Consider the following 24,025-nt stretch of genomic DNA (forward strand, 5'->3'; position numbering starts at 1 on the left):
CCAAGCCTCACGAGCCTTACAAGAAGGGACCCCCTCGTCATGTCCTCCGGTCTCGTCGACGTCCACGCCCACCTGCTGCCCGACTTCTACGTCCAGGAGGCGACGGCGGCGGGCCACGCCCACCCCGACGGCATGGGCGGCTGGCCCACGTGGTCCGTGCAAACGCACCTGGACCTGATGGACCGCAACGGCATCGACACCGCGATGCTCTCCATGTCGTCCCCCGGCGTGCACTTCGGCGACGACAACGCGGCTCGCCTCCTCGCCCGACGTGTCAACGGGTACACCGCCGAGCTGACCCGCGACCACCCCGGCCGCTTCGGCAACTTCGTGTCGCTTCCCCTACCCGACGTGGACGGCTCGTTGGAGGAGATCGCATTCGCCTTCGACGAACTCGACGCCGACGGCGTGGCCTTGCTGACGCACACGCACGGTGTATACCTGGGCGACCAGCGCCTCGACCTGGTCTTCGCGGAACTCGACCGCCGCCGGGCTGTGGTTTTCCTGCACCCGACCTCACCGGTGTGCTGGGAACAGTCCGCACTCGGCAGACCGAGGCCGATGGTCGAGTACATCTTCGACACGGCCCGTACCGTCACGGACCTGGTGATGGCGGGCGTCCTGACGCGCCACCCGAACATGCAGGTGATCGTTCCGCACTGCGGTGGCGCGGTTCCCGTCCTTGCCGACCGTATCAACGAGTTCATGAGGCTGTTCCTGACTTCGGAGCAGGCACCCTCCCTCGATGCCGTCCAGCAACTACAGGGCCTGTACTACGACATGGCGGGCACAGCCTTCCCACGCCAGGTCCCCGCACTTCTCGAACTCGTCGGTCCGGACCGCGTGCTGTTCGGCAGCGACTACTGCTGGACGCCTCCCCCGCTGGCCGATGCCCACATCGCGGCGATCGACGCAGCCGAGTCACCGGTAGAGGGGACCACGTGGCGTTTCCTCACAACGGCCAACGCGAAACGCCTGTTCCCGGGGACAGGTCGGTGAAAGCGTCAGGTGGCGCCGTCCAGCCTCTCCGGCGCCCTCTCGATGCCGGCAGCCAGGGAACACAGGGCCCTGTAGGTCTGGCTGCCGGGTTCGGCGGTCCACACCACGAGCTGCTGTTCGGGATCCTCCGCGCAGATAAAGGTGGACCGTTGAAATGCCAGGTCGCCGACCATGGGATGCCGGAGCAGCCTGGTGCCGCCGGCTCCCACGGCGACATCGTGCGAGGTCCACCACAGCCGGAACTGCGGATCGAGCGCGGAAAGTTCTTCGACAAGCACGGCCAGTCGGGGATCGTGAGGGTTCCGCCTGCTGTCCATGCGCAGGTGGGACACGGCCAGTCGGGCCATGTGCTCCCAGTCTCTGTACAACACCCGGATGACGGGTTCGGTGAACAGCAGGCGCACGTAGTTGCGCTGTTCCTCGGGGACACGCCCGAAGTCCGTCACCAGAGCGGCGGCCATGGCGTTCCACGCGAGAAGGTCCGTGTTGCGCCCGATGACGAACCCCGCTGTCAAGGTGAGGTCGTCCAGCAGGTACCGCAACTGCGGGCCGACTTCTTGCCGAGCGCTCTTGTTCACCGGGGGCAAGGCGGTCTTTCCCGCGAGGGTCAGGATGTACTCGCGCTGATCGCCGTCGAGGCGGAGCACCTGCGCCAGAGCGTCGAGGACAGCCACGGATGCCTGAACGCGACCCTGTTCGAGCCGGATGTAGTAATCGGTGCTGATCGTGGCCAGCCGAGCGACTTCCTCACGACGCAGACCGGGAACACGCCGCTGCTCACCGGTGTCGGGCAGCCCGACCCCGCCGGGGCTCAGCTGTGCACGGCGCGCCTTGAGGAAGGCTCCCAGTTCGTCCAGCCTCGGCTCGCGTTGCACATCCACAGCTTCGCACGTTGCCGTGATCCCGAACATCAAACCAAGCGGCTGCTGACGTCATCGACTGGAGGTCGCTGTCGATCACCGCCGTAGTGGTGATCGTCGCAACGGCCGCGGTCTGCGGCTCGGCCACACCTCGCGGCCACCCAGTGCCGTCCCCGGCGACGAAGGTCGAGGGTCGAGGGTCGAGGGTCGGCTGCAGGCTCGATCCACATCGAGCACCAAGAACGACACCGGATGGAGAAATGATGCATACCCGAACACTTGGGCAGGACCTGCTGGTCTCCGCCATCGGTCTCGGCGCCATGGGAATGTCCCAGAGTTACGGCCCGAACCCCGGTGATCGAAGCGCCATGGTCGCCGTGCTCCGCGGGGCCGTGGACCGCGGAGTCACGTTTTTCGACACCGCGGAGGTGTACGGCCCCTACGTCAATGAGGAGCTCGTCGGAGAGGCCCTCGCTCCGGTCCGTGACCACGTGGTGATCGCCACGAAGTTCGGCTTCCGTATCGAGAACGGTGCGTCAGTCGGACTCAACAGCCGGCCCGAGCAGATCCGTGCCGTCGCGACGGCCTCCCTCGAACGGCTCGGGGTGGAGACGATCGACCTGTTCTACCAGCACCGTGTTGATCCACAGGTGCCGATCGAAGAGGTCGCCGGCACGGTGGCGGAGCTCGTGCAGGAAGGCAAGGTCCGCTGCTTCGGGCTCTCGGAGGCCGGTGCGGAGACCATCCGTCGTGCTCACTCGGTCCACCCGGTCACGGCAGTGCAGAGCGAGTACTCGCTGTGGACCCGGGATCCCGAGTCACAGATCCTGCCGACGTGCGCGGCGCTCGGCATCGGATTCGTTCCCTTCAGCCCGCTCGGCAAGGGGTTCCTGACCGGGTCGGTGGACGCCTCGACGTCGTTCGCGGCCGACGATGTCCGAACCACCATTCCACGGTTCACGGCCGAGAATCGAGCGGCCAACCAGGCTCTCATCGATCACATTGCATCGCTCGCGCAGGCCAAGGACGCCACACCGGGGCAAGTCGCGCTCGCCTGGCTGCTTGCACAGCATCCGTGGATCGTCCCGATTCCCGGAACGCGGCGCCTCGCGCGCATCGAGGAGAACATCGGCGCCACTCAACTACCGCTCTCCGCCGACGAACTGTCGGGCCTCAACGAACTCGCCGACCGGGTCGGGGTACAGGGGGACCGCTACAACGAGCACCACATGTCGCTGGTCGACAAGTAGCCGGACGAGCGGAAACAGGCTGCGAGCGGACACACCGGTTTCCGGTGGCAGCACCCGTTCGCCGCCTGTTGCGTCGGCATCGAGCCGCACACGGATGAAGGTCTCCCAGCGCACGTGGGCCTACGACTGCGGTTGACACCCGCTCTGTCGAAAGCCCTCGGTTCGTCGAGAAGGACCGGGACCTGGCCGGACTGACCTGGCACCGCCCGAGCACGCACCGGTGCTGTGCGCACAGATCGCGTTCTCCAGCGTTGATCGGCGCGGGCGGTCCAGGGCCCGGTACTTCGACCCGGTTCGGACCGAATCCCGGCCGTGTTCGGGATCGAAGTGGTACCTGATGGGCACCACATGCGGCTTGCCGGATGCACATCCTGTCGGACGCGAACGGGCTGCCTCCTCGTCGGCATCTCGGCCGGCAACACCCACGACAGCGAAGGTCTGAAGCCCATGATCGAGGGTCACCAAACGAGACACGACCCCCACCGCGGCCGGTACTTCAAGCCCCAGCGACTACACGCAGTAGGCGGGAATCTCCAACGGCAGGCGAGCCCGATGCCGGGCCGCTCGGCGAGCCAGGCCGCGAGCGTGTCCGCCTCCCGATCGGGAAGGAGGTCTACCGGCCGACGTGTCTCGACGTCAACAAGCGCAGTTCCGTGGACACGGCCCGTGCGCCCTGTGTACGTGTGCACGCCGACCATGCGGAGTACTGCGGTAGCGGGGTCCGGAAGCGAGGCGATCAGCCTCAACAGGGTGTTCCGGCTCACCGGAACATTGAGGGCATCCGCCATCAGGGCGCCGGTCGCGATCCTGAACACGAAGACAGGAACCGTAGGGCACGTGACAGAGCTCGTCAACGGCGCCAGGGTGTGAAGCAGTCAGGTACGGCGAAGGCCGGTGGGGCCCGCTGGGCGGGATCCACCGGCCTCCGTGCCGGCACCGTCGAGGTGCTCTTGATCAGGCGTCGGTGCGGACCGTCCGCAGGGCCTTCGTCCAGCTCACAAGCTGGTCGAGCGTGGTGTCCAGGGCCGCCTTTTGGTGGTCACCGGGCTTGAACATCGAATAGTTCTCGAAATCCGTGGCGAGGGAGAGAGCGACCTGAGCCCGTACCGTCGCCACCTGCAGCTCGGCCATGATCAGACGCAGGTGCTCGACGGCACGGGCGCCGCCGACGCTGCCGTAGCTGACGAAGCCCGCGGCCTTGTTGTTCCACTCGCCGTACACGAAGTCGATGGCGTTCTTGAGCGCGCCGGAGGTCGAGTGGTTGTACTCGGGGGTGACGAAGAGGTAGCCGTCGAAGGAGGCGACCTTCTGCGCCCACTCCTGGGTGTGGGTGTTCGCGTACTGGCCCATGGACGCGGGGACGGCCTCGTCCAGGTGCGGCAGCTTGAAATCGGCGATGTCAACGAGTTCGAACTCCGCGTCATCGCGCTGAGACGCGATCTCCTGAGCCCACCTGGCGACGGCCTCGCCGTTACGGCCCGGACGGGTGCTACCCAGAATGATCGCGATCTTCACACTCATAGCCTGCTCCAAACTTGAGATATCAGCCGTACGCGTCCGCGCAGTCGCCCCTGAGGTCGATTCGGCCGACCACCACACCGCATCGGCTGACATCGCGTCACGAGTGGGCTCGGCCTCCGCATGAAGACGGTTCTCGGGCCTCGGGGGCGGCGCATCCGATCGAGTGGATGATGTGTCATCTACATTAGCATCGACAGTTGATTCGTCAACCAGATGCGTCATGCCCTCTGCACTCCACAACACCACTGACTTGGACGGCAGTTGACCGCTCGCACACCTCATCGAGGGACGGATCGAGGCCCTTTCACCCGCCTTTCCGGGACGCCCCGGCCTTCAGCCGGAGCCACGAAGTGACGGAGTTCCCTACGCGTACGCCCCGAACCTGCACCTTCGGGATGCGGTCAACCAATGCACGCATGAACGGCGGGGATCGGGATGGGTGAGGTGGAGTACGCCCCCTCGGTACACGTACGAACCGCCCGTGTCATCCACTGCGCTCGCCCGGCTGGAGGCCGAGTGGTCGCGCTGCCGCCGGGGGCGGAACGAGTGCGTGGCGATGCCCCCCAAAGGTCCACCGTCCACAAGACGAGTTGTGGCTGCCTTTTGGGCGAGTGACGCCGCCGACGGAGTTGATGCGTGCACAGAGAGGAGGCGGGCGGCGGGCCAGCAGCCACCAAGTCCTGGCCGCGATCATCTTCGTGGCCACCTCGGGCTGCACCTGGAGGCAACTCCCACCAGCGTTGCGTCCGAGCCGGCAGACGGTCCACCGACGGTTCGCTCAGTGGAGCAGAGCCCGCGTCCGGGCAACGCTCCACCGCGGCGAACTGGACAGGAATCCCCTCTGCCAGGAGAGGGAGGAGCATGCAGGGCTACTCAGCCGAGCTGCGTCTTCAGCCACCGCAGGACATCAGGTGTGACCGGGTCGGTGATGTCCGCGAACTCATCGTGCCGCTTGAGGAACTTGGCGACGTAGGGGCAGACCGGGACGATCCGCATTCCGGATGCGCGCACATCGGCGAGTGCCTGCTGGACCAGTTGTGGGGCCAGCCCCTGACCTGCGAAGGCCTCGTCGATCTCCGTGTGGAAGAAGACACGTTGCACCCCCAGGTCACGGTAGGCGGTCAGACCGGCACGTCGGCCGTCGGCCGTCGACCAGGATCTCGTACCGGCGACCGGTGTCCGCACGCTCGACGACCGTGGTGGTGGAGGGCTCGCTCATGGGGTGCCTTTCGCAAGGGAGGTCAGCGGGCCGGCGGGTTCCGGCGCGGTGTGATGACGGCGTTCGGCAGGGCCGGTGCGGGCAGGGGGCCGCCGGGAAAGTCCTCGATGGCGCCGAAGCGGTCGGAGGAGGCTTCCCACTCCTCGCGGGCTTTCACCATGTCCTCGTGGCTGCGGCCGACGAAGTTCCACCACATGACGATCTCCTCTCCGAAGGGAGGTCCTCCGATGAGGACGGCCCGCGCCGGGGCGTCGGTCTCGTTCACCATCGTCAGGGTGTCCGCGCCGCGAGGGACGTAGCCGAGTTCGGCAGGCCGCAGCACAGTGTCGATCATGCGGATGTCTCCGCGGTCCACGAGGAGGCCGTGCTCGAAAGTCGCGTCCACAGCGAGAGTGAGCGTCACATGGGGTTCGATGACGATCTCGGCGCCGAGCAGCGGTGTGAAGGCCCGGGCCGGGGAGGTCCGGCCGACGAGCGAGCCCAGAAAGACCCTGATCTCGGCGCCGTCGACCTGCGCGGGTTCGGGCACGTAGTGCTGGAAGTCCCGGGCGGTGTAGCGGTGTTCCTCGGGCAGCGCGACCCACAACTGGACGCCGTGGAGGACGGTGGTGGTCGGGGTGGAGACCTCTGAATGGGCGATGCCATATCCACCGGTCATGAGGTTCATCTCACCGGGCCGGATCAAGGCGCGGGTGCCGAGGGTGTCGCGATGTTCGATCTCTCCGCTGAACAGCCAGCTCACCGTCTGCAGTCCGGTATGTGGATGCGGGGGCATGTTCATGCCCCCCGAGACGGCGACCTGGTGTGGGCCGTAGTGATCGGCGAAGCACCAGGCGCCGATGAGTGTGCGCTGCCGCTGGGGCAACGTCCGCCGCACGTGCATCGCGCGTGGACCCCCGAGAGGGACCTCGCGCGCCGACAGGACATCGACCCTGGGGGCTCCTGCCGGCCGGTCGCTCTCGACGAGCGCACCGCAGCGCAGAGCCGCGACATCGCTTTCCGCGTTGCCCATCGAGAGCACCTCCCACACGATCTGGTTGTCACATCAACTAGGATGCCACAGGGCAGGCCGATGGCCAACGCACCCGCACGAACACAGGCCACTACGAGCGTGGCCCGAAGGAGGCCCCGCCGTGAGCGACCCCACCCACATATCCCCGCCCCGCAGGATCTTCATCGACAAACAGAGCCCCAAGGCCTTCCATGCTCTGGTGCAGGTCTCGGAGGCGGTCAGGGCAACAGCCTCCGAGGCGGGGCTCGACCGCACCACCGTGGAACTGATCAACGTCCGCGTGTCGCAACTCAACGGCTGCGCCTACTGCCTCGATGTGCACATCACGGCGGCCCTGCGCGCCGGTGAATCACCGCGGAGACTCGGAGTCCTGAGCGCATGGCGGGACACAGGCTTGTTCGCTCCCTCGGAGCGCGCCGCCCTGGCATTGGCCGAGGCCACAACCGATCCGGTGAACGCCGCGACCCAGACATCGGCTTTTGAGGCCGCCCGACAGGTTCTCTCCGAGGACCAGATCTCAGCCGCGATCTGGGTGGCGGTCACCATCAACGCGTTCAATCGCGTGTCGATCATGAGCAAGCACCCCGTACCGCCGCTTCACAACAAGTAGAGGCGGCCCGCTCGCCCCACCGCTGCGTCACGGGGAGGTGCCGTGACGACCGCTGGAACCCAGGGGGCAAGCCGGGTTCCAGGATGTACGTCATCTCGTGAATGAACCGCTCAGTGCTGATGCCTGCCTGATCCCGCAGAGGCCTGGGCACAGCGGATTGCCCCAGCGCTCGTCAGACCGCTGGGACATGAAACCGATCTCGCTCTCACTGTGGACGGAGACTGTCTCAGGGGCGGGGCAGGTTTCGCAGGTTGGCGCGGGCCAGGTCGAGCATCTTGCCGACGCCGCCGTCGAGCACTGTCCGGCCCGCGGCGAATGCGAATCCCTTGACCTGGGCGGCCGAGACATGCGGCGGGATCGACAGCGCGTTGGGGTCGGTCACCAGGTCGACCAGGAACGGTCCGTCGTGGGCGAGCGCCCGCTTGAGTCCCTCGACGACATCCCCGGGGCGCTCGATGCGGAGCGCCTCGATGCCCGCGCTGCGGGCGATCGCCGCGTAGTCCACCGGCTCGTGGTCGGTCTCGTGATCGGGCAGACCTTCGACCAGCATCTCCAACTTCACCATGCCCAGGGAGGAGTTGTTGAAGACGATCGTCTTCAACGGCAGATCGTGCAGCTTCACTGTGAGCAACTCGCCCATCAGCATGCCCAGTCCACCGTCACCCGACATCGATATCACCTGGCGGCCGGGGTATGCGAACTGCGCGCCGATGGCGTGCGGCAGCGCGTTGGCCATCGTGCCGTGCAGGAACGAACCGATCACCCGGCGCCGTCCATTGGGGGTCAGATAACGCGCCGCCCACACATTGGACATGCCGGTATCCACGGTGAACACCGCGTCGTCGGCGGCGAGTTCGTCCAGGACAGAGGTCGCGTACTCAGGGTGGATCGGGGTGTGCCGCTCAACATCGCGAGTATAGGCGGAGACCACCTTCTCCAGCGATTTTGCATGCTTGTGCAGCATCCGGTCCAGATAGGTACGGTCCCGCTTCGCCTCGATCAGCGGCAGCACAGCCCTCAGTGTCTCCCGGACGTCTCCGTGGACCCCGAGTTCCAGCACAGTGCGACGGCCGAGCCGGCCCGCATCATGGTCGATCTGCACCGTACGCGCCTGCGGCAGGAAGTCGTTGTACGGGAAATCGGTGCCGAGCAGGACGACCAGGTCGGCCTCGTGCATCGCGTCGAAGCAGGCGCCGTAGCCCAACAGACCGCTCATGCCCACGTCGTACGCGTTGTCGAACTGGATCCACTCCTTGCCCCGCAGGGTGTGCCCGACGGGGGCTGCAGCCTTCTCGGCGAGCGCCATGACCTCGGCGTGCGCGTCCTGCACTCCCGCGCCGCAGAACAGCATCACCTTCCGTGCCGCGTTCAGCCTCTCGGCCAGCGCCCGGACCTGTCCGTCCGGCGCGACGACGCGGCCGCGCTCAGTGACCAGGTCGCTGGTTCCTGTCGGGCGAGTCGCCTCGTCGTGCGCGACGTCGCCGGGTATCACCAAGACCGACACGGCGCTGTTGCCAAGAGCCCGCTGCATGGCGATCCGCAGAACCCGGGGCATCTGCTCGGGGGTACTGATCATCTCGCAGTAGTCGCTGCACTCGACGAACAGCCTTTCCGGGTGCGTCTCCTGGAAAAAGCCGGTACCGATCTGATGGGACGGGATGTGCGAGGCGAGCGCCAGCACGGGCGCACCGGAGCGGTGCGCGTCGTACAGTCCCTGGATCAGGTGGGTGTTTCCCGGGCCACAGCTTCCGGCGCACACCGCGAGTCTGCCGGTCAGCTGTGCCTCTGCTGCCGCGGCGAAGGCGGCGGCCTCTTCGTTCCGTACATGCACCCACTCGATGCCGTCGGTACGACGCACCGCGTCGACCACCGAGTTCAGGCTGTCTCCCACCACGCCGTAGATCCGCTGCACGCCCGCCTGACGCAGAACGTCCACCATCTGCTGGGCCACGGTCAGATTCCGCATCGCCGGACTTCTCCCCTAGGGCTGCACACCGGTCATACATGACGCTCGACAGCCGCAATATAGTTGATGAATCCACTAGTAGAGCAGGAGCACCGGGGCTCGCCACCGAGGCCGGCTCACTGGTCGTTTCAGAAACAGGTACTGCGGCTTCTCGACCAGGCGCACTGGGTCAAGGGCCGGCTGCACGTCTCACCAGGGTCACGCCTCACCGATCTGATCGACCGTTCCGGCCACGACGGAGCCGAGCCCGCCCAGGAGGTCGCCGATGCGCAGCACGGCAGAGGTGCCGTACTCGGAGAACCGCACGGCCGCGTCACTGACCACAGGGCCCCGCGTGGTCGCAGTACGGCTGGAGGCGGCTGTGCCCGCAGCCGCACAGTATGACCCTAGTCTCGGCACGTGTGCCCTGCGGCGTGTCCACACTCAGCTCCCCGCGCACGGTCAGCTGCCCGTTGGCACTGCGGGTGATCGTGGTGGGTCGGTCGGGGGTTTCCGCCACGCCCTCTGCGAGTTCGTACCGGAGCGCGCCCGAGGGACAGCGCCGCACCACTTCCGCCAGGCGCTCGGCCGTGGATTCATCCGGCTGGATCCACGGCCGTTTCGTCGTGTCGAACACCTCGGGCAGGCCATGGACGCATTCGGCGGCATGGAGGCAGCGCCTGGCCTCGAAGGTCACCGTGATCGACTCTGCCTGGTAGGCCTTCTGCTCGGATTCGCTCATGCCCGCCTCCGTTCCTGCCGTGCTCGGCTTTTCAGTCACTGACCTTGCTGCGGGACTGGTACAGCAGGTCCTGGTACTCGGGGTGCCGGCTGATCCAGCCCGCGAAGAAGGGACAGGTGGCCAGCACCCGCAGGTTCGCGGCGCGTGCCTCGTCAAGGGCGGTACGGGCCAGCGCGGACCCGACCCCCCTGCCCTCGTACTCCGGCTCGACCTCGGTGTGCACGTAAGCGACGAGTTCCGTCGTACGGATGTATTCCGCGACGCCGGCCACCTTGGACTCTCCATCAACGCGGGCCTCGTAGCGCTTCGCCTCGGGCACGTCGCTCACTTCGACCGTCATGTGTCCTCCTTGTGGGGGCTGATCCCGCTCGACGCGGCAGATTCCGTCAGCCACGACATGACCCTAGCCCCATAAAGTTGATGCATCAACTTAACTTTCGACGAGGGCGTCCGCGGCACAGAGCGGACACCGGGCGCCGACCTCCGGACCTGCAGGAGACACGGCTCGCACCACTCGCCTTTGACTCCAAACCGGCCAAATTTGTCACATACCCCGCCCGACCGACGGGCATCGATGTCACGACGCACGCAGCCTCGCTGAGAGTTGCATCGCCACCACCGCCAGTAGATGAGCTGTCAACAATTTCGTTAGACTGCCCTCATGGACGCACAGCCGCGCTGGCTCGACCCAGAACAGAAGGCCGCCTGGGACAGCTTCATCCGAATGCAGGAGACACTCATCGGACGGCTGTCCCGACGCGTCCAGGCCGACTCCGGAATGTCAGCCTCCGACTACCTCGTGCTCGCCAGCCTCACCGAAAGAGGCAACGGGCGGATGCGCTTCCTGGATCTGGCCAAATCCGTGGAGTGGGAGAAGAGCCGGATGTCCCACCAGGTCACACGGATGGCGAAACGCGGGCTCGTGGCCAAGGAGGAGTGCCCCGACGACGGACGCGGAGCATTCATCGTCGCCACCCCGGCCGGCTACAAGGCGATCGAAGATGCCGCACCCCAGCACGTCGAGCACGTCCGCCGACTCTTCATCGATGCCCTGACCCCCAACCAGCTCAGCACACTCGGCCGGATCTCCAAGCGCGTCCTGGACCACATGGAGAAGCAGCCGGACTGATCGGGCGGAGGACGCGGCTGCCTGGATCACGAGATGTCAGCCCTGCGCGGCACGAAGGGACGTCCTGGCGCGTGGGGCCGTCGGCCGATTTCGCGACAGACTCACCCACCACTGAACCACCCGGCCCCCGGGTCGGCATGGCCCCGCGCCCCGACATGGAAGCCGACCGCACCGAACAGAGTGACGGTCACACCGACAGCCGCAGCAACGTATACAGGGTCTCCCTCCACTCCTCCACGTCAGGACCGGAAGGGCGCAAGGTTAGGTGAGCTTTCACCCGGAAACCTAGGGCAACGTGGTTGACCTGTCAACTTCCGACGATCAGGACAGAAGCAGCTGCACCCCGCATCACGTTCGCCGTTGGCACCAGCCTCCGTACTGCATCAACTGACTTACACGGTTGCGCAGTTGACTGGTAGTGACGGCGGCCGCGGCCAGCACCGCGCCCGTCGGCCGCCCTTGGCGGCGGCAAGCCGGCCAGTCCAACCGCGTCGGCTCCCCCGGCCCCAAGCCACTGACCTACGTTGGTACTCGACCGCCAACGACAGTCAGAGCACTCCCTGCTGCGGCGTACCGGCCGGGTGGGGCCGCAGTACCCGCCCGTCCAGCTCGCCGACGATCTTCCCCTCGATCTCCTTCAGAAGTAGACCAACTGCGGGTCGACTGCAGCCACTTCAGCCGCGCCTTCAAGCAGCGCTACGGACCGGCACCTACCGAGTACGTCCGGAAGAACACCTACTCAGGGGCTGACCACCGCTGGGTTCGCCGGGTTGCGACGACCGTCGGAGACCAGCGCGTGACCGTTGAGGTCATCTCATTCGATCCGTTCGAAGCGGGTTACCGCTCCGCGGCGAAGCCCACGGGCGCGTCCCTGTGCCCGCATCCGGCGCAGAGCATGGGTCGCGTCTCGCCCGAGGTGGCGACCAGCGCACGACCGGCAGTTGGAGCCAACGCACAGAGGCTTCGCCGATTGTGGAGCGACTCATTGTCCAGTCGGAGATGTCGACGATCACCACTGCGCTGGAACCCCGGCCGGCGAACGGCCCGAACAAGCCCCGGTCGGCCCGGTTGTGGACCAGGCACCAGTTCGCTGACGTGCAGCTGCACCAGCCATGCCACGATCTGGTTGACATAACAACCAAGAGGGTGCCATGTTTACGTGTCAACTAGATCGGCGGAGATGGTGCAGGTGAAAAAGAGGAGACTGCGACACGAGTCCCGCTGTTCGGGTTGAGAAGCGGAGGTCACACCTGCACCTCATGAACGGGCGGGACATCGAAGGCCCGGTCGGCCGGCACCGACGTCCCGCCAGGTCGTCACGAACCAGGCACCGCCACACCCCGACACAACGAAAGCGTTGAACGAAGTGAACACGATGGATGTCTCGCAAATCGAGTTCGGCATCGACAGCTTCGGAGACCGGCCCCGAAACGACCAGGGCATCATCGTCTCGCACGCGCAGGCGATCCGCGCCGCAGTGACCGAAGCGGTCCTTGCCGACCAGGTCGGTATCGACGTGGTCGCGTTGGGCGAGCACCACCGATCCGAGTACGCGATCTCCAGCCCTGAGACAGTACTGGCGGGCATCGCGACCGCCACGGAGCGCATCCGGCTCGCCTCAGGCGTGACCGTGCTGTCCTCGGACGACCCGGTGCGCGTGTTCCAGCGGTTCGCCACGGTCGACGCGCTCTCCAACGGCCGCGCCGAGGTGATCCTCGGACGTGGTTCCTTCACCGAGTCCTTCCCCCTGTTCGGGTACGACCTCAAGGACTACGAGGTGCTGTTCGAGGAGAAGATCGACCTTTTCCACCGTCTCCTGGACGAGGGGCCGGTCACCTGGGAAGGCACCACGCGCGCCGCCCTGCACAATGCGAACGTCTACCCGAAGACCGATTCAGGACGCCTCAACACCTGGGTAGGGGTTGGCGGGACACCGCAGTCCGTGCTCCGCACCGCTCAGTACGGCTTCGGGCTCATGCTCGCCATCATCGGCGGCGCCCCCGATCGGTTCGCGCCCTACGTAGATCTGTACCGGCGTGCCAGCGAGGAGTTCGGCACGACCGCACAGCCGGTCGGAATGCATTCGCCCGGCTTCGTCGCCTCCACCGACGAAGAAGCCAAGGAGCTCTTCTACCCTGGGTACAAGGAGATCCGCGACCGGATCGGGGGGCAGCGCGGCTGGCCGCCACTCCGCCGGGAAGAATTCGACGCCGAGGTGGACCGCGGGTCGCTGTACGTCGGCTCGGTTGAGACGGTCGCCATCAAGATCGCCCATGCCATCCGAGTACTGAACGCGGGCCGGTTCGACATGATTTACTCCGCCGCCGGCACCGTTTCAGCCTCCGCACGTCTACGTTCGGTCGAGCTGTACGGCACCCATGTCATCCCCCGGGTCCGCGAGCTTCTGACCGAGCAGCCCGCCCCCACGGCGGGAGCCACGCGATGACCAACCCTGTCACCACGATCGGGATTCTGGGAGCCGGGAAAGTCGGCACCGTCGTGGCGCGCCTGGCCGTCGCCGCCGGCTATCGAATTTTGATCTCCGGGTCCGGCGACCCCTCCAAGATTGCGCTTACCGCCAAAATCCTCACCCCCGGAGCGACCGCCGTGTGGCCGGCGCAGGCCGCGGAGGCCGCCGACGTGGTGGTCCTGGCTCTCCCGCTCGGCAAATACCGCGACCTCCCAGTCCCGAAGCTGGAGGGAAAGTTGGTCATCGACGCGATGAACCACTGGTGGGAGGTCGATGGTCCCCGCGAAGCGATCCTCCCGCCCGACACCTCTTCGAGCGAAGTCGTTCAACGGTTCCTGACGGGCGCGCGTGTCGTGAAAGCCCTCAACCACATGGGGTACCACGACCTCGAAGACGGAGCTCGTCCATCCGGCGGCCTCGGACGCAAGGCCATCGCGATCGCCGGTGACTCGCCCGAGGATCTCGCCGTCGTGTCTGCGCTGATCGACACTCTCGGATTCGACCCCCTCACCATCGGCGACCTCGCGGCGGGCGTCCGCCTCGAGCCCGGAACCCCCGCCTTCGGAGCCAACGTCGACGCCGACCGGCTTCGCGTGCTTACCGCCACCCCTGCTCCGACAAGACTTTTTGAGCACTCGTAACACAAAGAACAGAAGCACCTCGGCCTGACCGGAGAACTGTGGCCACGCCCTGACGCTCTCTGAAGAAGGACAGTCAGATGACTCAAGGATTGACTCACAACACCGGTGCATCCGTGACGGTCGAACTCGATCTCGCCAGCCCGATCAGCTCCTACACAATCGTTCGCGCCGACGGAACACCCGTCGGCACAGCCGACTTCGTCGCCACACCTGGTGCAAGCGAAGAACGAATATTTTTCCATACCGAGGTGTGCCAGGATCTCGGTGAACATGGCCTGGTTGCCCTGCTGGTGAGCACGGCACTCACAGACAGCATTCGCGAAAACGTCACCGTCGTGCCGTTGTGCCCGATGTTCGCTCACCATCTTCAGGTGCATGGCGACGAATTTATCGCGAACGGTGGTGCATTTCGCCAGCCGACACCTGACGACATAGGAGTAATCACGCACGCCGCGCTCGGCGAAACGTGAGGTCATCTCTCCCGGTTGCACCGACAATGTGATGCTGTGAAGCGCCGCCAGATGCAGCCCGGTACCAGGTCGGACGCAACGCAGTTCTCACAGCGTGAAGATGGCGATTATGCATGGAGGGCGAATGCGGCCAATCATTCCCGACTATCTGGCCGAGGCACTTAGAGACGTGGAGTCGGACACGTCCGGAGATCTGGCGGGATACATCCCTGAGCTCGCAGCAGCGGACCCCGAGCGCCTCGGTGCGGCCTTTGCCATGATTGACGGAGAGGTCTATGGTGCCGGTGACATCGATATCGAGTTCACAATCCAATCGATCTCCAAGCCGTTCATATATGCGTTGGCCCTGTCTGATCGCGGATTCGACCCTGTGCTCGCCAAAGTCGGTGTCGAGCCGTCCGGAGAGGCATTCAACGAGATCTCTCTCGAGAGCGATACCGGGCGCCCCCTCAATCCCATGATCAACGCCGGCGCGATCACCGTACACTCAATGGCCGGCGCGGAGGACCTCAATCCGACGGAGCGTGTGGAGCGCGTGCTCCACGGCCTGTCGGCGTTCGCCGGTCGTCGGCTGAAGATGGATGAGGCGGTATGTGCGTCAGAGATGGAGAACGCGCACCACAACCTCGCCATTGCACACATGCTCCGCAGTCACAACGTCCTCACCAAGGATCCAAGGGCCGTCGTGGACGGCTACACCCGCCAGTGCTCCGTGCTCGTCACCACCCGAGATCTGGCCATGATGGCCGCGACGTTGGCCAACCGCGGGATAAACCCTCTCTCGGGTGAGCAGGTGGTGGCGGAACCAGTGGTGCGGCAGGTGCTCAGCGTCATGTTCAGCTGTGGAATGTACGACGCCGCTGGTGACTGGACAACCCAGGTCGGTATTCCGGCAAAGAGCGGAGTGGCCGGGGGCCTGATCGGCGCGCTCCCCGGACAGATCGGCATTGCCACGTTCTCACCACGACTGGACCGTCACGGGAACAGCGTTCGCGGAGTGTCACTGTTCGAACGATTCTCTTCAGACATGGGTCTGCATGTGATGGAGGTCCCCGCCGCCGCGCGTGCCGTCGTGCGGTCCAGCCATGTCGTTGGCAGCGGACCGAACGCGCTCCGGGTCCTGCAACTGCAAGGTGGCATCGGCTTTTCCGGAGCCGAGAGAATTGTTCAGGAAGCCATGGACATTTCACCTGCGGAAGTCAGGGTGGCTGTAGACCTGACAAGGGTTTATTCGATCGACGACGTGGCACGGCGCGTGCTGCTGGAGGTCGCACGCCGACTGACGCTGAATGGTCACGAGGTCTACCTCGTCGACCCAGAATCGATCATGCCCGATCCCGATCCCGGCGATGGCGGCCGAATCACACTCGTGGACAACGTGGATCAGGCTGACCGACACGCCGCAATCGCGGGAAGAGGTCAAGGCGGTTGAACGCGCATGATGGAATTCGCGCCCCACCACAGGCCGATGCGGAGCGGCGAGACCTCTGACCACCTCCGACAACGCACAGCTTCCACATACAGACCTGGGCCTGCGTTCGTTTCGTCGGCCAGAAGGGAAAGAAATCATGGGTTACATCACCGTCGGCACGGAGAACAGTACTCCGATCGAGCTCTACTACGAGGATCAGGGTTCTGGGCAGCCGGTCGTCCTGATCCACGGCTACCCACTGAACGGGCACAGTTGGGAACGTCAGACGCGTGAGCTGTTGGCCCAGGGCTATCGGGTCATCACCTACGACCGTCGTGGCTTCGGCCAGTCGTCGAAGGTGAACTCCGGTTACGACTACGACACCTTCGCCGCTGACCTGAACACAGTCCTTGAGACCCTCAACCTGCAGGACGTCGTCCTCGTCGGTTTCTCGATGGGCACCGGGGAACTCGCCCGCTACGTCAGTCGCTACGGTCATGAGCGTGTCGCGAAGCTCGCCTTCCTCGCCTCGCTCGAGCCGTTTCTCGTCGCCCGCGACGACAACCCCGACGGGGTGCCGCAAGAGGTCTTCGACGGCATCGCCGCGACCGCAAAGGCGGATCGGTACGCCTGGTTCAAGCAGTTCTACGCGGACTTCTACAACCTCGACGAGAACCTCGGCACCCGCATCAGCGAGGAGGTCGTGACCGGTAGCTGGAACGTCGCGATCCGCAGCGCTCCGGTGGCTGCGTACGCTGTGGTACCGGCATGGATCGAGGACTTCCGCGCCGACGTCGAGGCGGTCCGCGCGAGCGGCAAGCCCGCACTGATCCTGCACGGCACAAAGGACAACATCCTCCCGATCGACGCCACTGGGCGCCGATTCCACAAGGCACTCCCCGAGGCCGACTACGTCGAGGTCGAAGGAGCGCCGCACGGCCTGCTCTGGACCCACGCCGACGAGGTCAACACCGCGCTGCGCGACTTCCTCTCGAAGTGACGACGAATGACCTGCTGTTCCCCTGACGGCTTCTCATGACGCGAAACCGCGTCATCGCCGCCGACGAGGGGCGTATGTGGCGCCGAACTGATGGTGGGGCGCCACATAGCCCCTCGAACGCAGGAGGGATACGACAGGCCGTGGAGCACTCGCCAGCTTGCTGAGCCGGCGAACACGACGGTGAACACCGTCCGCCACTATCACCATCTCGGTCTGCTCAATGAACCGGAGCGCCGGTACAACGCATACAACCAGTACGAGGTGCAGCAACTGGTGAGTCTGCTGCGCATCCGACGTCTCGCAGAGCTCGATGTGCCGCTCGCACAGATCAGTACTGCCGGCGCCGACGCCGACCGCACACCGGGTGTCCTGCGCAACCTCCACGCCGAACTCCAGCGGCACATCGAACGCTTGAAGAAGGCCCGGACGGACATCGCAGCAAGCCTCCGCGCCGACGGACGCTGTCGCGGCCGGCAAACCCCTGCCCCTGGAGCCGTGTCCACGTACGAGTCGTGGACACCGCTCGGTGAGAAAGCCGAACGTGCCACTGAAGCCCCGTTGTTCACAGATCAGGCCATCCCGGCGGAGACGGGTGTAGTGCGGGAGCCGAGGAACTGAAAGAGGAAAGGCAGCAGTTCACACCACGGGAGTCGAGGCGGCAGGTGCCCAGCGTGGATCATCTCGCCCGAGATCGCCCATGCCGTCGCGGGCGTCGGCTCCTTCTCCGTCTACCCGAGTTCACCGCGACGGAGGGCGTCCCGTATCTCGCTGAACTTCGCGGTCGTTGCCGGGGTCCGCTCCTGTACTTGATCAGCGAGTCGGAGGGCATCGTCGATCTCGCTGAGCTTCCTGGAGGACAGGACGGCCGCCCGCTCTATCAGGTCGTCCCGGGACACGGTGGTCAGCCACGTACACGGGGTGAAGCCTGGACGCGGGAACGCGAGCCGCAGCACGCCTTCGAGCGGCAGCCCTTCACCGGCGCCGACCGTCACTTCAATGCCCAGACCGCTCATGTCGAGGCCCGCCGGAGCGACGACCTGCATCACCTGGAACCCGGACGCGTCGTCTCCTGACAGCAGTACGACCAACCTCCGCTCGTCGAACTGGACCCACCAGACTTCGCCACGTTGCACAAGCCCTCCAATACACAGGACGGCAGGCAGACGCTGCGCGACCTGACGCGGTGTGGAGACGGGTGCGGCCACCGTTGGCCATCGGCGTGTGAAGACAAACGATCATGCGGTGGCCGCAGGCCACAGCGTAGACCCTGCCTGCTGGCAGGAGGCGTTCGAGGGCCTGATGAGCCGGACAGCGGGACGCTTCACACGGGCCGAATCCCGACGCCGGGCCGGGAAGTTGGTACTCGGCCTGTTGTCGGACCTGCCGCGCAAGAACTGCTGGACCATCGCCGAGTGGGCCGGGGACAGGACCCCGGACGGCATGCAGCAGCTGCTCGGGAGGGCGAAGTGGGATGCCGACCAGGTCCGCGACGAGGTGGGTGACTACGTGGTGGAGCACCTGCACGACGACGAGGCGGTGCTGGTGGTCGACGAGACCGGCGACGTGAAGAAAGGCACCGACACCGTTGGAGTCCGTGACTCTGTTGGTGATCTTGTCGGAGTGGTGACGGCGGTCGCTGGTGGTGGTTGGCTCATCGGTGGCGGGGCGGGCAGCCGCCGCAGTGGAGACGCGGGGGTGGCCGACCGCCGACAGCGTCGATACGGTAGTCGGATGGATCAGGATGAACGCCTGCTTCATTCCTCGTCGTTCGGCGCGGCGGCGGTCGCATACGCCGAGCACCGTCCCAACTACGCGCAGGCCGCTGTGCGGTGGGCACTTGAGCCCGCGTCCGGGCCACGCGTGCTCGACCTCGGCGCCGGAACCGGCAAGTTGTCCGCCACGCTGGTCGCGCTGGGTGCCGAAGTCGTTGCGGTCGAGCCCGATTCGGCGATGCTGACCCAGCTGCGCCGCTCGCTGCCGACTGTCCGTGCCCTGCCGGGCAGTGCCGAGGCGATTCCGTTGCCGGACGCGTCTGTCGACGCCGTGCTGGCCGGCAACGCCATGCACTGGTTCGACATGGCCGTCGCGGGACCCGAGATCGCCAGGGTCCTCGCGCCCGGCGGCATCCTGGCAGGTCTGTGGAACGTCATGGACGACGACGTCGAGTGGGTTTCCGAGCTCGCGCGGGTCAGCGGAAGCGCGGCCATCGGCCCGCGTGACACGCCCACCAGTTGGCGCGCCGAGACGGCAGACCTGCACCTCCCAAAGACCGGCGTACCCGCCCGGTTCGGCTCACCGGAGCAGGAAATGTTCCCGCACGGGCAGCGCCGCACCGCCGACACGCTCGTCGCGACTCTCGCGACGCGCGCGGGGGTGCTGGTCATGCCAGAACAGGAACAAGAGGCCACGCTGGGCCGGATCCGCGCGTTCCTCGCGAGCCGACCGGAGACCGCCCGCGGCGAGTTCACTCTCCCGATGCAGACAGGCGTGCTGCGCGTCCGACGGCTGTGAAGCATCACGCCGACACCCGAGCCTGCAGCGAACCGGCCGCCGGGGCGTGCCGTTCTCGTTCCTGCGGGGCGACCGGCCGGCGGACAGCTGTCCATCGATCCCGACCGACGCACCTACGTACGTGCCCTATCCGGTGGAGACCCGCACTCCATGACGCCACGGACTAGCAGCGGGGCGGGACATGAGCATGATGAAGGCCCACTGGATATGGGCTTCGGCGTGGTACAGCAGTCGTTCGTCGTCCCTATACGAACCGAGCCTCGGGCGGAAACCCGGACAGAGCTGTGACCTGCCGGGATCCGGTCAAGGTGTCCGGGACACTCCCCGGAGGTTGTCCCGACCACTGCATCGCACACACGATCCCTGCACCACCGGCTGAGTAACTGAGCCCTATTCAAGCTGGCGGTGCTGACCGCGAGTTGGACCATCCTGCGCAACGACGCAGCTCCTGGTAGACGGGTTCTCGACCAAGATCACCCGTGTCCGCCAGGAGCTTCGCGCGCTTGTCTACCCGTCCTCGATTGATCTGTCCAGCCGCACCTTGCGGTACCTGACCGGGCAACTGACAGCCCGGCGGCAGGAGATCGGAACGCGGTGGCGGCGCCTTCCTGTCGGACGTCAGGCCCTGCTCGCCCTGGCCCACCTGCGGTGCGGTGACACTTGCGCCCAGCTCGCCGCAGTGTTCGGCATCGGCATCGCGACCGTGCAAGGCGTTCGTCATCCTCGACGGCACCTTGCTGCCGATCGACCGCATCGCCGCCGGAGCCCCGTACTACTCGGGGAAACATAAACGCCACGGCATGAACGTCCAGGTCCTCACCGATCCCATCGGACGACTGCTCTGGGCCTCGCCGGTTCTGCCCGGCTCGACTCACGACCTGACCGCCGCGCGGCAGCACGGGATCATCGAAGCCCTCGCCGATGCGGGGCTCAAATGCCGGGCGGACAAGGCGTATCAATGCGCCGGCGATCCGTCCGAGTACCGTTTCGGGGCCGCCGCCACAAGCGATGGAAGCGTCGCCACAACACCACCCACGCCAAGATCCGCTGCCTCGGCGAGCGGGCCATGGCCACCCTCAAGGGCCGGCGCCTCCTGCGGAAGCTCCGCTGCAGCACCAACCGAATCACCAATCCGGTGAAGGCCGTCCTCGTCCTCCACTACGCATCAGCGTGAGGTTGGAAAAGGCTCATTCTTAGCGGCGGCTGCCGCGACGGTTGCCAGGTCTTCGCCAGAGAAGCCAGCACGGCTCAGCACTGCCAGAGATTTGTTCGTTGCCAGCGTGCACAACGCCACCTCTGCCGCCTCCTGCTCATCGGCCCCCGCCGCCAGCAGCGCCTGCTCCAGCATCGCCCGCAAACCGTCGATCATGGCCCGGACCATCGCCTGGCCCTCCGCGTCGAGAGCCGGGAACTGCGTTGCCGACACCGTGAGCAGGCAGCCATCCGGGACCGTCGGGTCGGCGATGCGGTTCAGGGTGACCCGCAGGTAGGCGGCCACGACGGCGCTCGGGCTCGGGTGGGGGCCGGACAGTGCCTGCTCGTACTGCGGGTGGTAGGTCTGCGCGTACCGTTGGAGGCTTTTGCGGAAGAGGGTGCTCTTGTCGCCGAAGGTGCCGTAGAGCGAGCCCCGGCCCAGGCCCGTGCCCTCGGTCAGGCGATCGATCGAGGCCTCCGAATACCCCCAGCGCCAGAAGACGTGCATCGCACGTCGTAGTGCCTCGTCCACGTCGAATTGCTTGCGGCCTGCCATGGTCCGTCAGCCTACACATCTTGTACCGATCGTTCAAAGATGGGTAGGGTCGCCGGCATGACAACCTTGAGTTCGCTGCGGCTGCCTGACGGATTCCTCGACGTCTTCACCAGCCGACTCGTGGAAGTGAACGGACTACGGCTGCACGCGGTCACCGGTGGGGACGGCCCGGCGCTGCTGCTGAACGGCGGGTGGCCCCAGACGTGGTACGCCTGGCGACATGTGATGTCCGCGCTCGCCCGCCGGCACACCGTCGTCGCCGTCGACTCGCGCGGGGCCGGGCTCTCCGACAAGCCCGACGACGGGTACGACGCCGGCACGCTGTCCGCCGATCTGGTCGCGCTGATGGCCGTGCTCGGGCACGACCGGTTCGACGTGGTCGGCCACGACATCGGTACGTGGACCGGATACGCCCTCGCCACGGATCACCCCGAGCGGGTGGGCCGGCTCGCCATCGTCGAAGCAGTGATCCCCGGGCTCACGCCGTCCCCGCCGTTCTTCGGCCCGGCCGCGGTCAACCTGAAGCTCTGGCAGTTCGGCTTCAACCGGCTCACCGACCTCAACGAGGAACTGGTCCGGGGACGGGAACGGCTCTTCTTCGGCTGGCAGTTCGCCACGAAGGCCGCCACGCAGACGGCGATACCCGCGTACGCCGTCGACGTCTACGTCGACGCGATCGCCGCGGATCCTCGCGCGCTGCGGGCGAGCTTCGCGTACTACCGGGCGCTGGACGAGACGATCGCGCAGAACGAGCAGCGCAGCAAGACCCGGCTGACGCTGCCGGTGCTCGCCGTCGGCGGCGCGCTGTGGAGCGGCGCGAATGTCGCCCAGACGATGCGGCTGGCGGCCGACGACGTCACGGGGGTCGTCCTCGACGACTGCGGCCATTACCCGGCCGAGGAGCAGCCGGCGCGGTTTGTCGAGATCCTGGAGGACTTCCTCGTGGCCAACCGGTAGCAGGCACGCCACACAGCTGAACTTCGCGAACAACAGGCAGAGCTTCACAAACTCCACTACGCCTCGAGCAGGACTCGCCCCCCTCCACCAGCTCAAACACCTCGCCATCCGATGGGAACGACAGCGGATACCCGGCTTCGTGAAGGCACCTGTACGCCGTACTTCTCGGCATTCAACTTGGCGCCGAGAATCGGATGTTGACGTCCTGACGCCAGAGTTCATGAGCGAGACGAGCCGACCTGCTGTTGTCCGCGAGGGGACCGGTTAACGACAGGCAGTACCCGATACGGATCGGTGCCGACGTGGCGGCGCTGTCATGCCTCGCTTCCGGTGGGCGTCGCCAGGAGTTGCATCTCCCAGGCGAAGGCCACACCGCTGGCACCGCCATGCTGCGCCTGGACCTCGGCCGCGCCCTGCACGGTCTTCTCGCGGGCCCAGTCGCGCTGCCACTCGCCCAGCACAGCCATCCAGGTGATCGGGACCACGCCCGCCTGGATCATCCGCTGCACCGCCATGTCGTGGGCCTCCTTCGAGACGCCACCCGACGCGTCGGTGACGACGAAGACCTCGAAGCCCTCGCCCGCCGCCTGTATCGCCGGCATGGCCACACAGATCTCCGTCCAGAGGCCGGCAATGATCAGCTTCTTGCGTCCTGTCGCCTTGACGGCATCCACGACGCGCTCGTCCTGCCAGGTGTTGATGAAGGTCCTGTTGATCGGCTTCTGCTCCGGGAACACATCCTGCAGGCCCTGGATGAGAAGGCCACCACGCTCCTCCAGGACGGTTGTCAGAATGGTCGGAACGTCGAACACCTTGGCAGCCTTGGCCAGCCCGACAGCGTTGTTGATGACCATCGTCGGTTCGTGGCTGTGCAGGTTGGCGACCTGGAACGGCTGGTGGTCGATGAGTGCGAGAACACTCTCCTCGGGCGTCAGCAGCGCGCCGAGTCCGGCCTTGTTCTCAGTACTCACGAGATTCCCCTTCTGGAACTTTGCGTCCGCGGGTCTCCGGCAGTGCACCGACATCTCTATGCCCCGCAGTGGCAGATACGGGCTGGCCGGGCTGGCGACCTCAAACCATTTGGTTGACGCGTCACCTACGCTAGATGTCGATGATTGACACGTCAACCAGCTTCGCAGTTGGGCGTTTTGGCGAGCCGGCCAGGCATGGCCATCGGCGTCTGTGAAGCGCAACTGGGCTGCGATGCGGGCGGTCCTGCTGATCCCGCACCGCAGCGAGAATCCCGACGAGGCCGCGCCGCCCGCCGCCCGCCGGCTACCGGCTACCGGCTACCGGCTACCGGCTACCGCAGGATCCTGGCGATCGTGCGGGCCGCCGACGGCCCCGTCCAGGTAAGGCCGGTGGGCGAGGAACTGGGCCTTCAGGTGACGGTGCGCGGCAAGCTGGAGCCGCTGCGCGCGAAGATGACCAAGCTCGCCGACCGCGGCTGGCTGCGCAAGCGAGGCGACGGGCGGTTCGCCGCACGCTCCCAGTAGTAGCGGCACAGAAGCTGGAACAATTCAGATGC

24 protein-coding genes and 4 pseudogenes are annotated in these 24,025 nt (G+C 66.1%); 17 read left to right on the top strand and 11 right to left on the bottom strand.

Annotation, left to right across the window (positions count from 1 at the left end; all coding sequences use genetic code 11):
* The first annotated feature begins 39 nt into the window (after positions 1 to 39).
* Positions 40 to 999: an amidohydrolase family protein gene (locus tag ACN20J_RS01670; RefSeq protein WP_419664949.1), complete on the top strand. Its 960-nt coding sequence runs from the start codon at positions 40 to 42 to the stop codon at positions 997 to 999.
* A 5-nt stretch (positions 1,000 to 1,004) separates the two neighbouring features.
* Here the strand turns inward: ACN20J_RS01670 and ACN20J_RS01675 are convergent, their stop codons facing one another.
* Positions 1,005 to 1,910 (bottom strand): helix-turn-helix domain-containing protein, encoded by a 906-nt coding sequence (locus ACN20J_RS01675; protein ID WP_419664950.1) that lies wholly within the window; start codon positions 1,908 to 1,910, stop codon positions 1,005 to 1,007.
* Positions 1,911 to 2,122: 212 nt separating this feature from the next.
* On the opposite strand from ACN20J_RS01675, the gene ACN20J_RS01680 reads away from it, so the two are divergent.
* Both ACN20J_RS01680 and ACN20J_RS01685 read left to right on the top strand, forming a co-directional pair.
* Positions 2,123 to 3,109 carry an aldo/keto reductase gene (locus tag ACN20J_RS01680; RefSeq protein ID WP_327398360.1) on the top strand — a complete coding sequence of 329 codons (987 nt, stop codon included), beginning with the start codon at positions 2,123 to 2,125 and terminating at the stop codon, positions 3,107 to 3,109.
* A 359-nt stretch (positions 3,110 to 3,468) separates the two neighbouring features.
* Positions 3,469 to 3,625: pseudogene (locus ACN20J_RS01685) on the top strand (IS5/IS1182 family transposase); the annotation flags it as partial.
* A 438-nt stretch (positions 3,626 to 4,063) separates the two neighbouring features.
* On the opposite strand, the gene ACN20J_RS01690 reads toward ACN20J_RS01685, so the two are convergent.
* A complete protein-coding gene (locus ACN20J_RS01690) occupies positions 4,064 to 4,630 on the bottom strand; it encodes an NADPH-dependent FMN reductase (protein WP_189845119.1) in 567 nt (188 codons plus the stop codon).
* A gap of 590 nt (positions 4,631 to 5,220) precedes the next feature.
* On the opposite strand from ACN20J_RS01690, the gene ACN20J_RS01695 reads away from it, so the two are divergent.
* Entirely contained in the window at positions 5,221 to 5,547 is a 327-nt protein-coding gene (locus tag ACN20J_RS01695; RefSeq protein ID WP_419664951.1) for a transposase, read from the top strand.
* On the opposite strand, the pseudogene ACN20J_RS01700 reads toward ACN20J_RS01695, so the two are convergent.
* Together ACN20J_RS01700 and ACN20J_RS01705 are read right to left on the bottom strand one after the other, a co-directional pair.
* Positions 5,504 to 5,849: pseudogene (locus ACN20J_RS01700) on the bottom strand (GNAT family N-acetyltransferase). The gene ACN20J_RS01695 and the pseudogene ACN20J_RS01700 sit on opposite strands and share 44 nt — an antisense overlap.
* Before the next feature lie 22 nt (positions 5,850 to 5,871).
* The gene (locus ACN20J_RS01705; RefSeq protein WP_419664952.1) at positions 5,872 to 6,861 is read right to left on the bottom strand and encodes a pirin family protein; all 990 of its coding nucleotides are present in this window, start codon (positions 6,859 to 6,861) and stop codon (positions 5,872 to 5,874) included.
* Between the two features lie 121 nt (positions 6,862 to 6,982).
* Between ACN20J_RS01705 and ACN20J_RS01710 the strand changes: the two genes are divergently transcribed.
* Positions 6,983 to 7,471, top strand: a complete 489-nt coding sequence (locus ACN20J_RS01710; protein WP_419664953.1) for a carboxymuconolactone decarboxylase family protein — start codon at positions 6,983 to 6,985, stop codon at positions 7,469 to 7,471.
* 226 nt (positions 7,472 to 7,697) lie between these two features.
* On the opposite strand, the gene ACN20J_RS01715 is transcribed toward ACN20J_RS01710, so the two are convergent.
* The 4 genes from ACN20J_RS01715 to ACN20J_RS01730 form a co-directional block, all read right to left on the bottom strand.
* A complete protein-coding gene (locus ACN20J_RS01715; protein WP_419664954.1) occupies positions 7,698 to 9,437 on the bottom strand; it encodes a pyruvate dehydrogenase in 1,740 nt (579 codons plus the stop codon).
* Positions 9,438 to 9,635: 198 nt separating this feature from the next.
* Positions 9,636 to 9,761 carry a hypothetical protein gene (locus ACN20J_RS01720; RefSeq protein WP_419664955.1) on the bottom strand — a complete coding sequence of 42 codons (126 nt, stop codon included), beginning with the start codon at positions 9,759 to 9,761 and terminating at the stop codon, positions 9,636 to 9,638.
* Entirely contained in the window at positions 9,751 to 10,158 is a 408-nt protein-coding gene (locus ACN20J_RS01725) for a (4Fe-4S)-binding protein (RefSeq protein WP_419664956.1), read from the bottom strand. Before ACN20J_RS01725 ends, ACN20J_RS01720 begins: the two co-directional genes overlap by 11 nt.
* A 31-nt stretch (positions 10,159 to 10,189) precedes the next feature.
* A complete protein-coding gene (locus ACN20J_RS01730; protein WP_419664957.1) occupies positions 10,190 to 10,498 on the bottom strand; it encodes a GNAT family N-acetyltransferase in 309 nt (102 codons plus the stop codon).
* Between the two features lie 321 nt (positions 10,499 to 10,819).
* Between ACN20J_RS01730 and ACN20J_RS01735 the strand changes: the two genes are divergently transcribed.
* The 7 genes from ACN20J_RS01735 (at position 10,820) to ACN20J_RS01765 (ending at position 17,897) form a co-directional block, all read left to right on the top strand.
* A complete protein-coding gene (locus ACN20J_RS01735) occupies positions 10,820 to 11,287 on the top strand; it encodes a MarR family winged helix-turn-helix transcriptional regulator (protein ID WP_419664958.1) in 468 nt (155 codons plus the stop codon).
* Positions 11,288 to 12,662: 1,375 nt separating this feature from the next.
* A complete protein-coding gene (locus ACN20J_RS01740) occupies positions 12,663 to 13,733 on the top strand; it encodes an LLM class flavin-dependent oxidoreductase (protein ID WP_419664959.1) in 1,071 nt (356 codons plus the stop codon).
* Positions 13,730 to 14,398, top strand: coding sequence for an NADPH-dependent F420 reductase (locus ACN20J_RS01745; protein WP_419664960.1), 669 nt, complete (start codon positions 13,730 to 13,732; stop codon positions 14,396 to 14,398). Before ACN20J_RS01740 ends, ACN20J_RS01745 begins: the two co-directional genes overlap by 4 nt.
* Before the next feature lie 77 nt (positions 14,399 to 14,475).
* Positions 14,476 to 14,868: a GNAT family N-acetyltransferase gene (locus ACN20J_RS01750; RefSeq protein ID WP_189845129.1), complete on the top strand. Its 393-nt coding sequence runs from the start codon at positions 14,476 to 14,478 to the stop codon at positions 14,866 to 14,868.
* Between the two features lie 124 nt (positions 14,869 to 14,992).
* The gene (locus ACN20J_RS01755; protein ID WP_419664961.1) at positions 14,993 to 16,300 is read left to right on the top strand and encodes a glutaminase; all 1,308 of its coding nucleotides are present in this window, start codon (positions 14,993 to 14,995) and stop codon (positions 16,298 to 16,300) included.
* A gap of 136 nt (positions 16,301 to 16,436) precedes the next feature.
* The gene (locus ACN20J_RS01760) at positions 16,437 to 17,279 is read left to right on the top strand and encodes an alpha/beta fold hydrolase (protein ID WP_419664962.1); all 843 of its coding nucleotides are present in this window, start codon (positions 16,437 to 16,439) and stop codon (positions 17,277 to 17,279) included.
* A gap of 90 nt (positions 17,280 to 17,369) precedes the next feature.
* Entirely contained in the window at positions 17,370 to 17,897 is a 528-nt protein-coding gene (locus tag ACN20J_RS01765) for a MerR family transcriptional regulator (RefSeq protein WP_419664963.1), read from the top strand.
* Positions 17,898 to 18,007: 110 nt separating this feature from the next.
* Here ACN20J_RS01765 and ACN20J_RS01770 read toward each other — a convergent pair whose 3' ends face one another.
* The gene (locus tag ACN20J_RS01770; protein ID WP_419664964.1) at positions 18,008 to 18,412 is read right to left on the bottom strand and encodes a type II toxin-antitoxin system PemK/MazF family toxin; all 405 of its coding nucleotides are present in this window, start codon (positions 18,410 to 18,412) and stop codon (positions 18,008 to 18,010) included.
* Positions 18,413 to 18,578: 166 nt separating this feature from the next.
* Here ACN20J_RS01770 and ACN20J_RS01775 point away from each other — a divergent pair.
* The 3 genes and pseudogenes from ACN20J_RS01775 to ACN20J_RS01785 form a co-directional block, all read left to right on the top strand.
* Positions 18,579 to 18,876: pseudogene (locus tag ACN20J_RS01775) on the top strand (transposase); the annotation flags it as partial.
* 26 nt (positions 18,877 to 18,902) lie between these two features.
* The gene (locus tag ACN20J_RS01780; RefSeq protein ID WP_419668812.1) at positions 18,903 to 19,790 is read left to right on the top strand and encodes a class I SAM-dependent methyltransferase; all 888 of its coding nucleotides are present in this window, start codon (positions 18,903 to 18,905) and stop codon (positions 19,788 to 19,790) included.
* Positions 19,791 to 20,262: 472 nt separating this feature from the next.
* Positions 20,263 to 20,964, top strand: a pseudogene (locus ACN20J_RS01785) (transposase family protein).
* Here the strand turns inward: ACN20J_RS01785 and ACN20J_RS01790 are convergent.
* Entirely contained in the window at positions 20,956 to 21,540 is a 585-nt protein-coding gene (locus tag ACN20J_RS01790) for a TetR/AcrR family transcriptional regulator (RefSeq protein WP_419664965.1), read from the bottom strand. The pseudogene ACN20J_RS01785 and the gene ACN20J_RS01790 overlap by 9 nt on opposite strands.
* A 57-nt stretch (positions 21,541 to 21,597) precedes the next feature.
* Here ACN20J_RS01790 and ACN20J_RS01795 point away from each other — a divergent pair, with 57 nt between their 5' ends.
* Positions 21,598 to 22,497 carry an alpha/beta fold hydrolase gene (locus ACN20J_RS01795; protein WP_419664966.1) on the top strand — a complete coding sequence of 300 codons (900 nt, stop codon included), beginning with the start codon at positions 21,598 to 21,600 and terminating at the stop codon, positions 22,495 to 22,497.
* Between the two features lie 314 nt (positions 22,498 to 22,811).
* Here the strand turns inward: ACN20J_RS01795 and ACN20J_RS01800 are convergent, their stop codons facing one another.
* The gene (locus tag ACN20J_RS01800; RefSeq protein ID WP_189845136.1) at positions 22,812 to 23,468 is read right to left on the bottom strand and encodes a hydrolase; all 657 of its coding nucleotides are present in this window, start codon (positions 23,466 to 23,468) and stop codon (positions 22,812 to 22,814) included.
* A gap of 354 nt (positions 23,469 to 23,822) precedes the next feature.
* On the opposite strand from ACN20J_RS01800, the gene ACN20J_RS01805 reads away from it, so the two are divergent.
* Positions 23,823 to 23,993: a hypothetical protein gene (locus ACN20J_RS01805; RefSeq protein ID WP_259334162.1), complete on the top strand. Its 171-nt coding sequence runs from the start codon at positions 23,823 to 23,825 to the stop codon at positions 23,991 to 23,993.
* Positions 23,994 to 24,025 lie beyond the last annotated feature (32 nt).

Source organism: Streptomyces sp. 2-1 (assembly GCF_048564895.1).
Classification (GTDB): domain Bacteria; phylum Actinomycetota; class Actinomycetes; order Streptomycetales; family Streptomycetaceae; genus Streptomyces; species Streptomyces phaeochromogenes.